Genomic DNA, 13,049 nt, shown 5'->3' with positions numbered 1-13,049 from the left:
TTGTCGCGGAACGTGCGGGTGCTGTCCGCACCGCCCCTGTGGACAAGCTTCACCCAGCCGCGCGGCAATAGTCGGACATTCGCCGCATATCCCTTTGCCTGCACCGAATTCGCGGTCACCGCGTTAGTCTGGATCGTCATGACCAGCTCCGCCCCGCCACCGCCCGGCAAAACACCCGGTGACGCATCCGCCCGGGAGCCGCGACGGGGCAGCATGCCCGGCGCACCGGGCCGCCGGGCTTCAAGCCGCTCCTTTGAGCGCACTCTCTTCACCGAGCCGGTCCTTTACGTCAGCCGGGAGCCGAAGCCGACCACCGTCGGCCAGGAGTACGGCGTGTTCGACCGCCACGGCCTTCACATCGGCGACGTAGCCGTCATGACGCCCAGTTTTCTGCGCAGAGTCATTCAGCATCTGTGGAAATCCGGCCAGCACATCGGCCGGATGTTCGAGGTCCGCGACGCGAACCAGAGCACTGTCCTCAAGGTCGAGAAACCCGCGAAGGACCAGTTGGCCCGCTTCGTGGTCACCCGCGCGGACGGAACGCCAATCGGCGAAATCATCCCGACCGACGCAGGCCGCGTCCGTTTCACCCTTCGCGCCGAAGGCAAGACGATCGCCACCGTCATCGCCACTGGCCGGCAACGCTGGGAAGTCACGGTCGAGGACCCGGCCGGCGCAGAGGTCGCCCACGTCGGAGTTCCATCGCCGGAGCTTTCGCCGCTCAGCGGCAACGCCTGTCTCGTAGAGATCCCGCAGCAGGTCCCCGAGCCGCTGGCCAGCATGCTCATCGCGACAACGTTGACTATCGACCTCGCGCTCACCGCACCATCCGGCTGATCACGTGACCGGTGTCTCAGCCCCGCCAGGTGGACAGCGACCGGAATACGGCCCAATGTAAGGAAAGTCCGGGACGCCGAGGTCCCGCCTGGACGGAGGTCGCCGTGGAGCCGTTGCCCGAAGGCAGTTACTCGAACTGGGCCGATCCCGGGGTCTACGAAGTGGCCGCGGGCGTCTACCGGATCCCCTTGCCGCTCCCGAACGACGCCCTGCGCGCAGTCAACGTCTACGCCGTCACCGACGGCGCGAACCTCGTGCTCGTCGACTCGGGATGGGCCCTCACCGAATCTCGCCAGTTGCTGGCCGACGCACTCAAGGCGATCGACGCCGAACTCGGCGACGTCCGTGAGTTCCTCATCACCCACGTCCACCGCGACCACTACACACAGGCAGTCGCGCTTCGGCGGGAGTTCGGCAACCGGATCGCCCTAGGCAAGCTCGAGCAGCCTTCACTGGACGCGAGCGCCAACCCAAACCAGTTCCCCATGCAAGCCCAGCTCGATCTCCTTCGCCTCAGCGACGGACAAGAGGTCATCACCGCGCTCAGCAAGCTGTTCGGTTCGGAACCTCGCCACACCGAGGCGAATCTTTGGGAAGAGCCGGACGAATGGCTGACGCCCGGCCGGCGAGCGGTGCTGCCCGACCGTGAGTTCGACGTAGTCCACACCCCAGGGCACACCAACGGACATGTGGTTTTCGTCGACGGCGCAGCAAACCTGTTGTTCTCCGGCGACCACGTGCTCCCGCACATCACTCCGTCGATCGGCTTCCAGCCAGTTCCGGCTGAGTTGCCGCTGAACGACTATCTCGACTCCCTCCGTCTCGTTCGAGGCATGCCGGACCGGCGAATGCTGCCGGCTCATGGCCCAGTCACCGACAGCGTGCATGCCCGCGTCGACGAACTTCTCGAACACCACCGGCAACGTCTCGACACGATGGCGGCCCAGATCGAAGCAGGGGCAAGCACCGCTTTCGAAGCCGCCAACCGCCTCGGCTGGACCCGCCGCGGCCGCAAACTGTCCGAAATGGACGCCTTCAATCAGATGCTCGCCGTCCTGGAAACCGGCGCACACCTGGATCTGCTGGTCTCACAGAACAAGCTCACGGCCGAAGAAGTCGACGGCATTCGCCGCTACAAGACCACGTAGCGGTCGACCATCCCACGCTCACCCACTGGAATACTGAACTACCGTGCCTCCTACCACTGTGAGACGAGCTCGAGCCGACGATGTCGAAGCGATCGTCCAGATGCTTGCGGACGACCAACTGGGAGCAACCCGCGACTCGCCAGCCGACCTCGAGCCCTACCTGCAGGCTTTCAAAACCATTGATGCAGACCCAAATCAGCTACTGGTCGTCGCAACGTCAAACGACCGACCGGTAGCCACACTTCAGCTGACGATCATTCCCGGTCTCGCGCGGCGCGGAGCACTTCGCGGGCAAATCGAAGCCGCGCGCGTGCACCGCGATCACCGCAGCTCGGGCATGGGCGCACAACTCGTGCAGTGGGCCATCGACGAATCACGACGACGCGGCTGCAACCTGGTCCAGCTCACCTCGGACACAACGAGGACGGCAGCGCACCGCTTCTACGAACGATTGGGCTTCGTCGCGAGTCACACGGGTTTCAAGCTGCATCTCTGATCACTCCCTCCCGCAGCTTCAACCGTCCGCACGCTCGATAGCCCTGCCTTCACCGTGCCAGAGTTGCCACGCGGAAGCCAAGCGATTGCACGAGGGGTCCCCTCGTGCAATTTAGCTGACTGTGCTCGAATAACTGCGTATCGTGACGATCATGAGCAAGTCGACCGCGCCGGCGGATCACGTCGGCCAGACCACCACCACCACCACCACCGAAACCGCAGACCTCGCCTTCCTGCTCCGAACCATGCACGCGAACCTCAGCCTTTTCGATCGCTTGCAGCCAGACCAGTTGATAGCGGCAGTGAAGGATGCGAACCGGCAGATCGCCCGCTTGCAGGCGTTGCAGTTGCATTGCATGGCGGGCATGCGAAGACGAAGATCAGACCCGCACGAACTGGCGTGCGAGCTCGCGATTGCCTTGCATATCACCGATACCCGAGCCGGAGCGATGATCCACGCGGCCGAAGCTCTGGCCCACCGTCTGCCTCGAACTTTCCGGCTGATGGACCAGGGCAAGTTCGATCTCTACCGCGCCATGAAAGTCACCGACGGCACCAGCCAGCTGTCCGACCACCACGCGCGGATGGTCGACTACCTGCTCGAACACCGGCTGGAAGACAAGAACCCGACCCAAGTCCGCAAGGCGACCGCTTACGCCGCAACGAAAATCGACCCAGATGGGGCGATGAACCGACTGTCTCAGCGGAAAGCCGAGCGTCGCGTCATCCTGCAGCACCAGAGCGAAGGAATCTCGCGGTTCTCCATCGACAACGCCTCGACGGACAAAGCCGCAGCGGCCTACCTCCGCGTCGACAAGATCGCTCGGTCGCTCAAGACGGGCGACGAAAAGCGAACCCTCGACCAGCTGCGCGCTGACGTCGCGATCGATCTGCTGCTCAGCGGCAAGGGCGGCGTTCCCGAGCAGACCGAGGTGTACCTCTATGTCGATCTGAAGACATATCTAGGCCTCAACGAGAATCCCGCTGAGCTAGCCGGCCACGGTCATATCCCCGCCGAACTCGCGCGCCACATCGCGACTGGTCCCGACACGATCGTCCGCCGGGTCATCACTGACCCGCTGACCGGGCAAGTGATCGAGGTCGGCAAGTTCCGGTATCGGCCGAACATCGATGTCGAGGAGTTCGTGCGGGTCCGCGACCGTGAGTGCCGACAGCCCGGCTGCCCGCGGCCCGCGCACAACTGCCTCACGGAGCCGACCGGCCCCGATTCCGCGGACGCGGACTCGACTTTGAGCTACTGCCTACGTCACCGTCGTCTCAAGAATCGAGCCGACTGGAGCTATGAGGTCATGCAGGACGGGAAGCTGATCGTCACGACTCCGACGGGCGAGACGGCTGAAAGCGCGCCTCCGCCACTGCACGATCCACAGCCCACGCCGGAACAGCCTGAGGAGGAACGCCTAGGCGCGTAGAGAGATCAGCGCGTGCCAGAAATCTTGGCACTCCCGAGCACAAGGTCGCCGGCCTGGTCGTCTTGCCGATAAAGAACAACGACCTGGCCAGGTGCCACACCGCGCAGCGGCTCCCGCAGTTGGATGGAGACTCGTCCGTCTTCATCCACTTCGGCGACCGCATCGGCAATGCCCCCATGCGCGCGAACCTGGACGGTGCATTCGGTCGGCCCGTCCAATGCTCGTCCGCTCGGCCAGATCGGGCGGTCCGCGTCGATGGCGTGGACACCGAGGTCTGCCGACGACCCGACCTTCACCGTGCCCGAAACAGGTTCAAGCGAAAGGACATACCGCGGTCGCCCATCAGCGGCCGGCGCATCGATGCCGAGGCCCTTCCGCTGGCCGACGGTGAACCCGTGCACGCCAGTGTGATGCCCAAGCACCGCGCCGGTCTCTGCATCGACGAGTTCGCCAGGACGTTCGCCGAGTCGCTTCTCCAAGAACTTCTTGGTGTCGCCATCCGGGATGAAGCAGATGTCGTGGCTGTCCGGCTTCCGCGCGACGGAAAGCCCGCGCTGCTCCGCCTCGGCACGCACATCCGACTTCCAGGAGTCGCCCAGCGGAAACATCGCATGACGCAGCTGCTCTGGCTGCAGGGAAGCCAGCACGTACGACTGATCCTTGCCTTCGTCCGCGCTCCGGCGAAGTTCCAATTCGCCGTCAACGGTCGCCAGGCGCGCATAGTGACCGGTCGCGACAGCATCGAAGCCAAGAGCGAGCGCCTTCTCAAGCAGCGCCTCGAACTTGATCTTCTCGTTGCAAGTCACGCAAGGATTGGGCGTACGTCCGGCGGCGTACTCGCCGACAAACGTCTCAACGACCTCTTCGGTGAAGCGCTCCGCGAAATCCCAGATGTAGAACGGGATACCGAGGATATCCGCGGCCCGGCGAGCGTCGTGTGAATCTTCGATGGTGCAGCAGCCGCGGGAACCTGTCCGCAGCGTGCCAGGTTGAGCTGAAAGCGCCAGGTGCACTCCGACGACATCGTGGCCGGCGTCCACTGCACGCGCGGCGGCGACGGCCGAGTCGACTCCTCCGCTCATTGCGGCCAGTACCCGCATTGCTTTACACCTCTTGCTTCTGGGTCTGCTTGCGCATGCCGGCGAGGCCGGCCTGTCGGGCACGGGTGACGACGCCACCGATCTCGCGCGCCAGCGTGTGCACGTCGTCCAGTGTCGACGTGTGGCCAAGCGAGAATCGGAGCGAACCGCGAGCCGCGGCGGCGTCTGCCCCCATTGCCAGGAGGACGTGGCTTGGCTGCGCGACACCCGCGGTGCATGCCGAGCCGGTGGAGCACTCGATGCCCTTGGCGTCCAAAAGCATCAGCAGGCTGTCGCCTGCGCAGCCGGGGAAGGTGAAGTGAGCGTGGCTCGGCAAACGCTCGCCGTCGCGACCATTAAGAATCGCGTCCGGGACCTCCCGCAAGACCGCGGCGACGAGTTCGTCGCGCAGCTTCTCAACTCGGTCGGCGTACTCTGCGCGGCCGCTGATCGCCGCTTGGACAGCAGCGGCGAAGCCAGCAATCGCTGGGACGTCGAGAGTGCCCGAACGAACGCTGCGTTCCTGGCCACCGCCGTGGAGGACCGGGACACATGACGTATCCCTGTCAAGAAGCAGCGCACCGACGCCGTACGGGCCGCCAAGCTTGTGACCGGTCAGCGTGAGTGCGGCTGCGCCGGATGCGGTGAAGTCGACCGGAATTGCACCGACGGCCTGGACGGCGTCGGTGTGCAGGGGGATGCCGTACTCGTTGCAGACCGCGGCGAGGGCGGCGACCGGATTGACCGTGCCGACCTCGTTGTTCGCCCACATCACCGTTGCCAGGGCGACAGTCTCCGGTGCCGATTCAATCGCCGCGCGGAGCGTTTCCGGCGAGACCCGGCCCTGGTCGTCGACTTCGAGCCAGGTGATCTCGGCGTCGGAGTGCTGCTCAAGCCACTCGACAGTGTCGAGGACCGCGTGATGCTCGACCGTGCTGCAAAGGATGCGACGCCGGGCCGAGTCCTCGCCATGGCGAGCCCAGAAGATGCCCTTGACCGCGAGGTTGTCACTCTCCGTACCGCCGCCGGTGAAGATAATCTCCGAGGGCCGCGCGCCCAGAGCGGCGGCGATCACTTCGCGCGCTTCCTCGACGGCCCGCCGAGCACGACGGCCCGAAGAATGCAGCGCGGAGGCGTTGCCCACGGTGGACAAAGCCTCAGTCATCGCCGCAATGGCTTCGGGCAGCATCGGAGTCGTTGCCGCATGGTCGAGATAGGTCATCGCTCTATCAGGGTAGACCGATGCGGCCTGTGACGAAGCTCGCCCCGGGCCGCGGAGTGGCACGTCACACCTGTTTCGGCCACCTGCTCGTGAGTTGGACGCCGAGCAGCGCCAGCAGGACGAGGGCGATACTGAGCAGTCCCATCGCGGAGGACGGCTGGGCGGCGGACGCGACAGCGGCCAGGAGTACCCCGCCGAGCCCGATGAGCAGCGCTGATCCGACCCAGTCGGCGAGCTGCATCGCGGAGGTGTTGAAGCCGCGCTCTCCCTCCGGGGAGTAACGCAGTAGGAGGACCGAGATGGCGGGCATCGCGATTCCCATCCCGGCCCCGCCGACCGCGCAAACAGCGAAGGCCACCCAGGCCGGGAACCACGGTTGGGCGACAAAGCCGAAGCCGACCAGGCCGATCGCGACGAGTGCGAAACCAGTACGCAGCGATGCCTCGCGGGACCAGTCGAGGAACCGGCCTTGGAGGGCGGATGCGGCGGACCAGCCGAGAGCGGTGATGGTGAGCGGCAAGCCAGCGAGTGCGGGGCTGTAGCCGTGAACGGCGGTCATGGTCAGTGGGAGATACGCCTCCATTCCTGCATATGCGCCGGCGATCAAGGCGCGGGAGGCGACCACCGTGGGCAGTCCGGGGCGAAAGGTCATCGTTCCGGCAGGCAGGAGTTTGCGCAGTGCGACGGCTAGCGCGACAAGACCCAGGGTTCCGTATGCGATTGCGGCAGGCGATGGGTGTTGGGCGGCCCAGCTCAGGGCGGCAACGCCGAGCGCGGCGACGACGGCGGCGATGACGCCCGCGCGACGTCCGGCTGGCAGCGGCACATGGGCAGGCAAGCGGCGAGTGATCTTGTAAAGGAGAGCAATTCCGATCCCGACCAGGGGAAGCAGCCCGAGGAAGACCCATCGCCAGCCCACCGTCACGGTCACCACGCCGGCGACGGACGGGCCGATGACCGCGGGGAGAACCCAAGCGGTCGCGTTCGCCGCGTAGATGACGGGGCGTTCGCGGTCGGTGAACGTCAGTGCGATCAGCAGCGAGACGGACACCAGCAGAAACCCCGAGCCGAAGCCCTGCAGGGCTCGGCCGACCAGGAGCGTCGGCATCGTCGTGGCGATGCCTGCGACAGCTAGTCCTGCGGCAAACAGAGCCGGCCCCACTAGCAGTGCTGGCGCTGGGCCTCGACGGTCGCCTAGCCGTCCGGACAAGACGGTGGCGACGACGCTCGCCACCAGGAACGTGGTGAACGGCCACGAGTAGAGCGCAAGACCGTGAAGTTCGGCGACCAGCGTCGGCATCGCGGTGGCGACGCCCATGTTTTCAAAGGCCACCAGCGTGACCACAAGCAACAGCCCGACGGTGACAAGGCGGTGTTCGCGACTCCAGAGGACACTTTTTCGAGGCTGCGCTTCGACGGCCTGGCTCATGATCGGAAGCTTGCAACCTCCAGCGCTCTGGAGGTCAAGCCACCCGTAGGTCTTCAGGGGTGAACAGTGGGGCGGATCGCATCCAGGGTGGATCGTTGCCTCAGGTTGGCGTCAGCCCGTGGATGCGGCGGCGGGCCGAGCGAGGGTCGCTCGGCACAGGAAGTTGATGACACCGGGTAACTGGCGACGTCGTTGCAGTCGCCTAGAACGATGGATCAGGCTCAGAGCTGGTGGTCGAGCGCGACAGAGCCCGGGTTTTGCCGTTGACTGGCGAATCGAGCGTGCGGTTCGGAATGCGCCGGATGCTGGCTGGCTTTAAGTAGGACGTACGGCGACCGAAGGAGAGTGCGAACCGAGATGCGAGCCATCACTTTCGCCGAGTACGGCGGGCCCGAAGTGCTGCAACTGAACGAGGTTCCGACACCGGAGCCTGGCCCGGGGCAGGTCCGGGTCGCGGTCCGGCGCGCGGGGATCAACCCGATCGACTGGAAGATTCGTTCGGGGGCGATGGCTGGCGGTGCGGCGCTCAAAACTCCGCAGATTCCGGGGTTGGAGATCGCCGGAGTGGTCGACGCGGTGGGCGACGGTGCTGAATTCGGCGTCGGAGATGAGGTGTTCGGCTGGTCGGCGACCGGCGGATACGCGGAGTACGCGCTCGGCGGTGCGATCGTTCGCAAGCCTGTCGGCCTCTCCTGGGAAGACGCGGCTGCGTTGCCGGTTGCTGGCGAAACTGCGTTGCGCGTGTTGCGGCTGCTCGACGTCAAAGCTGGCGAGCTGTTGGTTGTCCACGGAGCGAGCGGCGCTGTCGGTCGTTTCGCGACACAGATCGCGGTCGCATTGGGCGCGACGGTAATCGGGACGGCTGGACAACACAATCTCAATGAGGTGAAAGCGCTGGGTGCGATTCCAGTGCGTTACGGCGACGGGTGGCTCGAGCGGGTCCGTGCAGTGGCGGACCGACCGGTCGATGCGGTGTTCGACGCGTCCGGCCATGGCGTTTTGCCGGAATCGATCGAGTTGCGCGGGTCGAAGGATCGCATCGTGACCATTGCCGACGGTGCGGCCTTCGAACTCGGAGTGCCGTTTTCGTCTGGTGGCCAGGACGGACAGACACAAGAGGTCCTGAACGAGATCCTCGGATATGTACACAACGGGTTGCGGATTGCGCAGGGTAAGACGTTCCCCTTGGCGGAAGCAGCGGCTGCGCAAGAGGAGAGCCGGAACGGGCACCCCGGCGGGAAGCTGACTCTTGCCATTTCTTGACCATGTTCGTCGGCTAGCCTTGAGGACGACACGGCTCGGCAAGTTGGTGTTGCCGGTTTACGGCGACCGCGGCGCGTGGGCCGTTGCCGCTCAGTGGCGAAAAGGCTAAGCACCGTGGGCAGACGCGCCGACGATACGCGACTGTCGCCATTCAGCGGCGAGAGATGTGAGTCGCGGAAATTAGGCGCGCCGACCTGAGTGATTCGCCGCTGGGAGGCGAGTGGCGGATGACGAGGTGGCGGTTACAGGCGACGAGCGGGTAGCCATCCGGCGGTGAGGCGAGTCGGGCGGCTGTCGCCATTGAGTGGCGAATGGGCTGGTCCACTGTCAGCCGAAAGGCTAACCGCGGCTGGGCTGGGAGCCGCGGAGAAGGTGTCGCCAAAAAACGGCAACTCCCCTCCGCGGCCCCGTGACCAGGGGGTTCGTCAGTGCGCAACCGGCTGGGAATCCGCAGGGCGGCCGACGAGAACCCGGCGACGACGCTGCGGCGGGATGCGGACTGTGCCGAGGGCCGAGTGGACAGCCGCTTCGGCAAGGGCGGCCAGCGAACGGCGGTCCTCTGCGCGGCCGGGAGCGATCTCCGGGCACACATGCACTTCCAGCACCAGGCCGCGCAGCGCGGCGACCCGGCGTAAAGACGCGATGAGCGACTCCGGTCCGATGAACGCCGGCTGACTGGTTTCGCGGCCATCGGCGAGGCGGTAGCGGAGGGCGATCGGCCGGACCGGAACACCGCCGTCGATCGCGGCTTGGAAGGTGGCCGTCGTGAAGCGGCCGGAGGCCAAGCCGCACCAGGTGGTGCCCTCGGGAGTCACGTTGACGAGCGCGCCGGCGCGGAGGCTGTCGGCAAGTTCGGACATGGTGTCCGGCAGAGCGCGCAAACGGTTGCGGTCCAGGAAAATGCTGCCCCCGCGACGGACAAGCGCCCCTAAGATCGGCCAGGAGGCGATCTCGATCTTCGCGAGGGCCCGCATCGGGCGCAGCGCGTTGATCGCAATGATGTCCAGCCACGAGATGTGGTTGTTCACCACGAGCGCACCGCGACCCGCGGGGGCGGCGAGGAGGAAGTCCCCGCCGCCGACCACGGACATCCGCACGCCGAACGCCCTCAGCACTGCCCGGAAGATCCGGCGCACCAAGCGTTCCCGGCTCCGGCCGCGAATCACCAGCAACGCCGGCGCGAGCAGCAACGCCGCGAAGACTACTGAAACCGCTGCGGTGAAACGCAAAATCCGTCGCGGCAGGCCGACCGTCGGTGCGCCGTCGGTGAGGCAACCGTCACCGCAGGGCGACGTCGGCATCCATGCGTGGCTCATCCTTGCGCCCCGAGGAAGAACTTCAAGTAACGCTCGTCGACCTGCTGCAGATCAAGAAGGACGAAAAAGTCCGCGACCCCGAAGTCGGCGTCGAGAGCCGGCGGGCCGCACACTTTGGCGCCGAGCCGCACGTAACCCTTGATGAGCGGCGGAAGCATGGCCCGGTCGGGACGTGGGATCGCGCCCGGTTCCCAGGGCGTCAACGGCGAGACGCGCAACGAGTCGTCGGCGTGATGCTTGGTGCGCAAGACATCCCAGACGCCCGCGGCATAGCTGCCGCCGTCGTCGATCGGGACCGAAGCGCACCCGGCGAGATAGCGGTGTCCGGAAAGGAGCATGTAGCGCGCGATCCCGGCCCACACCAGGCTCACGACGGCACCGCTGCGGTGGTCGGGGTGGACGCAAGACCGTCCGGTCTCGACCAAGGACGGCCGCAGGGCGGCGAGCGTCGTCAGGTCGAATTCGCTGTCCGAATAAAGCTTTCCAGCCTGCGCGGCGCGCTCCGGCGGAAGCATGCGATAGCAGCCGACGATCTCGCCGGTGTTGTCGTCGCGGACGACGAGGTGGTCGCAGAATTCGTCGAAGTAGTCGACGTCCCGGCCGGGCTCCGGGGAATGCAGTTCCGCCCCCATCTCCTCGGCGAAAACCCGGTATCGCAGTTTCTGTGCGGCGAGCACTTCATCGTTCCCGTTGGCGACCAGAAGCGAATACCGCGGAGCGCCTGCGGGAAGGTCGGCACCCGCCTGATCAGTACTGACGAGGAGCTGTGACGACGTCATGGTCAAGGTGTACCTGCCGGTAAGCGGCCTCGGAGAGTGCCAATCGATGACCGGTCAGTGCACGTTGAGTTAATTGCGGGTTCTCAGGTTCCTCTCAGGCAGCTGGGAAGCTTCCGGAGAACGCGGAAGGCCGCCGCGTGGCGAGCACGCGACGGCCTTCCGAGCGAAAAGAAAACGTCAGCCCTTGCGCTTGTCGACCGCGTCGGTCAGCTGCGGCGCGACGTTGAACAGGTCGCCCACCACACCGAAGTCGGCGATCTCGAAGATCGGGGCCTCGGCATCCTTGTTGACCGCGATGATCGTCTTCGAGGTCTGCATGCCGGCGCGGTGCTGGATCGCGCCGGAGATGCCGAGCGCGATGTACAGCTGCGGCGACACCGTCTTGCCGGTCTGGCCGACCTGGAACTGCGCTGGGTAGTAGCCGGAGTCGACGGCCGCACGGGACGCGCCGACAGCCGCGCCGAGCGAGTCGGCCAGCTTCTCCACGACGTCGAACTTCTCCGCCGAGCCGACGCCGCGGCCACCGGACACGACGATCGACGCCTCGGTCAGCTCCGGACGGTCGCCGCCGACGACCGGCTCGATGCCGGTGATCTTGGCGGACTTCGCCGGGTCCTGCGCCGGGATCTCGACGGTCTCCTCGGCGGCCGCGCCGTCGGCGGCCTCCGCCTCGACCGCGCCCGGACGCACCGACACGACCGGCGCGCCCTTCGCGGCCTTGGCCTTCACGGAGAACGCGCCACCGAAGATGGACTGGTCCACGGTGCCGTCGGCGTTCACGCCGACCGCGTCGTAGAGCAGACCGGAGCCCAGCCGCAGCGCGACCCGCGCGGCCACCTCCTTGCCCTCGGCGCTGGCGGCGACGAGCACCGCGGCCGGGGAGACCTGCTCGGCGAGCTTCGCGAGCACGTCGACCTTCGGCGTCACCAGGTAACCGGCGGCGTCGTCGCCCTCGGCGACGTACACCTTCGCCGCGCCGTGGCCGGCGAGCGCTTCCTTGGCCTTCGCCGCGGTGCCGGTCGGGCCCACCACGACGGCGGAGGGCTCGCCGAGAGCGCGCGCAGCGGTCAGCAGCTCGAGCGTGACCTTCTTGACATCACCGTCGACGTGGTCGACGAGGACGAGTACTTCAGCCATTTTCCGGAATCCTCCTCGAAACCGTGTCTCAGATGAGCTTCTGCGCGACCAGGTACTCAGCGACCTTCGAGCCGCCGTCGCCCTCGTCCTCGACCTTCTCGCCCGCAGTGCGCGGCGGCTTCGGCGAGGCCTCGACGACCGTCGACCACGCGTTGGCGAGGCCGACCTCGCCCGCGTCGATGCCCAGGTCGGCGATGGTCAGCGTCTCGACCGGCTTCTTCTTCGCGGCCATGATGCCCTTGAACGACGGGTAGCGCGGCTCGTTGATCTTCTCGCTCACGCTCACCAGCGCCGGCAGGTTCGCCTCGAGGTGGGTGATGCCGTCTTCGGTCTCGCGGTCGGCCTTCACGGCGGAGCCCTCGACGGTCAGCTGACGCACGTAGGTCAGCTGCGGCACGCCGAGCAGCTCGGCGAGGATCGCGGGCACGGCAGCGCCGCGGCCGTCGGACGCCTCGTTGCCGGCCAGGATCAGGTCGAAGCCCTCGACCTTGCCGACGGCGGCGGCGATGACCTTCGCGGTGGCGATCGCGTCGGAGCCGTGCAGCGCCTCGTCGGAGACGTGGATGGCCTTGTCGGCGCCCATGGAGAGCGCCTTGCGGATCGCGTCGGTCGCGCGGTCCGGGCCGACCGAGATCACGGTGACTTCGCCCTCGCCGGCTTCCTTGATCTTGAGGGCCTCTTCGACGGCCTTCTCGTTGATCTCGTCGAGCACGGCGTCGGCGGATTCGCGGTCAAGGGTGTTGTCGGAACCGGAGAGCTTCCGCTCCGAGTAGGTGTCCGGTACCTGCTTGACCAGGACAACGATGTTCGTCATGGGTCTTCTTCGACCTCCCGGTTGGGGCCGGCTCTCGGCCGCGGGACAGTGCTCTACTGAGCGGTAGATTAGGGGCAATTCCGCGGCCGGACCCCTC

12 protein-coding genes are annotated in these 13,049 nt (G+C 66.3%); 5 read left to right on the top strand and 7 right to left on the bottom strand.

The features are described from left to right. Positions 1-12: 12 nt before the first annotated feature. The 4 genes from EIZ44_RS04680 to EIZ44_RS04665 all read left to right on the top strand — a co-directional run bounded on the left by EIZ44_RS04680 (position 13) and on the right by EIZ44_RS04665 (position 3,913). The gene (locus EIZ44_RS04680; protein ID WP_238607920.1) at positions 13-837 is read left to right on the top strand and encodes a hypothetical protein; all 825 of its coding nucleotides are present in this window, start codon (positions 13-15) and stop codon (positions 835-837) included. A 104-nt stretch (positions 838-941) separates the two neighbouring features. After that, the gene (locus tag EIZ44_RS04675) at positions 942-1,985 is read left to right on the top strand and encodes an MBL fold metallo-hydrolase (RefSeq protein WP_037811804.1); all 1,044 of its coding nucleotides are present in this window, start codon (positions 942-944) and stop codon (positions 1,983-1,985) included. A 100-nt stretch (positions 1,986-2,085) separates the two neighbouring features. Then, complete coding sequence (locus EIZ44_RS04670) at positions 2,086-2,481, top strand: GNAT family N-acetyltransferase (RefSeq protein ID WP_051728874.1); 396 nt, start codon at positions 2,086-2,088, stop codon at positions 2,479-2,481. 151 nt (positions 2,482-2,632) lie between these two features. Further along, positions 2,633-3,913, top strand: coding sequence for a DUF222 domain-containing protein (locus EIZ44_RS04665; protein ID WP_240691221.1), 1,281 nt, complete (start codon positions 2,633-2,635; stop codon positions 3,911-3,913). A 5-nt stretch (positions 3,914-3,918) separates the two neighbouring features. Here EIZ44_RS04665 and mnmA read toward each other — a convergent pair whose 3' ends face one another. From mnmA to EIZ44_RS04650, 3 genes are all read right to left on the bottom strand, one after another. Beyond that, positions 3,919-5,013, bottom strand: a complete 1,095-nt coding sequence (gene mnmA, locus EIZ44_RS04660; RefSeq protein ID WP_037811810.1) for a tRNA 2-thiouridine(34) synthase MnmA — start codon at positions 5,011-5,013, stop codon at positions 3,919-3,921. A gap of 4 nt (positions 5,014-5,017) precedes the next feature. After that, on the bottom strand, positions 5,018-6,214 hold the full coding sequence (locus EIZ44_RS04655; protein ID WP_037811811.1) for a cysteine desulfurase family protein: 1,197 nt from the start codon (positions 6,212-6,214) through the stop codon (positions 5,018-5,020). A gap of 64 nt (positions 6,215-6,278) precedes the next feature. Next, positions 6,279-7,643 carry an MFS transporter gene (locus EIZ44_RS04650; RefSeq protein WP_134665612.1) on the bottom strand — a complete coding sequence of 455 codons (1,365 nt, stop codon included), beginning with the start codon at positions 7,641-7,643 and terminating at the stop codon, positions 6,279-6,281. A 357-nt stretch (positions 7,644-8,000) separates the two neighbouring features. Here EIZ44_RS04650 and EIZ44_RS04645 point away from each other — a divergent pair, with 357 nt between their 5' ends. Continuing rightward, entirely contained in the window at positions 8,001-8,906 is a 906-nt protein-coding gene (locus EIZ44_RS04645) for an NADP-dependent oxidoreductase (RefSeq protein WP_037811813.1), read from the top strand. Positions 8,907-9,331: 425 nt separating this feature from the next. Here the strand turns inward: EIZ44_RS04645 and EIZ44_RS04640 are convergent, their stop codons facing one another. The 4 genes from EIZ44_RS04640 to EIZ44_RS04625 all read right to left on the bottom strand — a co-directional run bounded on the left by EIZ44_RS04640 (position 9,332) and on the right by EIZ44_RS04625 (position 12,952). Next, on the bottom strand, positions 9,332-10,222 hold the full coding sequence (locus EIZ44_RS04640) for a lysophospholipid acyltransferase family protein (RefSeq protein WP_037811814.1): 891 nt from the start codon (positions 10,220-10,222) through the stop codon (positions 9,332-9,334). Continuing rightward, positions 10,219-11,001 (bottom strand): GNAT family N-acetyltransferase, encoded by a 783-nt coding sequence (locus EIZ44_RS04635; protein ID WP_037811815.1) that lies wholly within the window; start codon positions 10,999-11,001, stop codon positions 10,219-10,221. Before EIZ44_RS04635 ends, EIZ44_RS04640 begins: the two co-directional genes overlap by 4 nt. 177 nt (positions 11,002-11,178) lie before the next feature. Beyond that, a complete protein-coding gene (locus EIZ44_RS04630) occupies positions 11,179-12,138 on the bottom strand; it encodes an electron transfer flavoprotein subunit alpha/FixB family protein (protein WP_037811816.1) in 960 nt (319 codons plus the stop codon). A gap of 28 nt (positions 12,139-12,166) precedes the next feature. Beyond that, positions 12,167-12,952, bottom strand: a complete 786-nt coding sequence (locus tag EIZ44_RS04625; protein ID WP_037811817.1) for an electron transfer flavoprotein subunit beta/FixA family protein — start codon at positions 12,950-12,952, stop codon at positions 12,167-12,169. Between the last annotated feature and the right edge of the window lie 97 nt (positions 12,953-13,049).

The organism is Amycolatopsis nivea (assembly GCF_004522235.1).
Classification (GTDB): domain Bacteria; phylum Actinomycetota; class Actinomycetes; order Mycobacteriales; family Pseudonocardiaceae; genus Amycolatopsis; species Amycolatopsis nivea.
The sequence above is the reverse complement of the archived record's forward strand: the minus strand, read 5'-3'. Positions and strand labels throughout refer to the sequence as shown.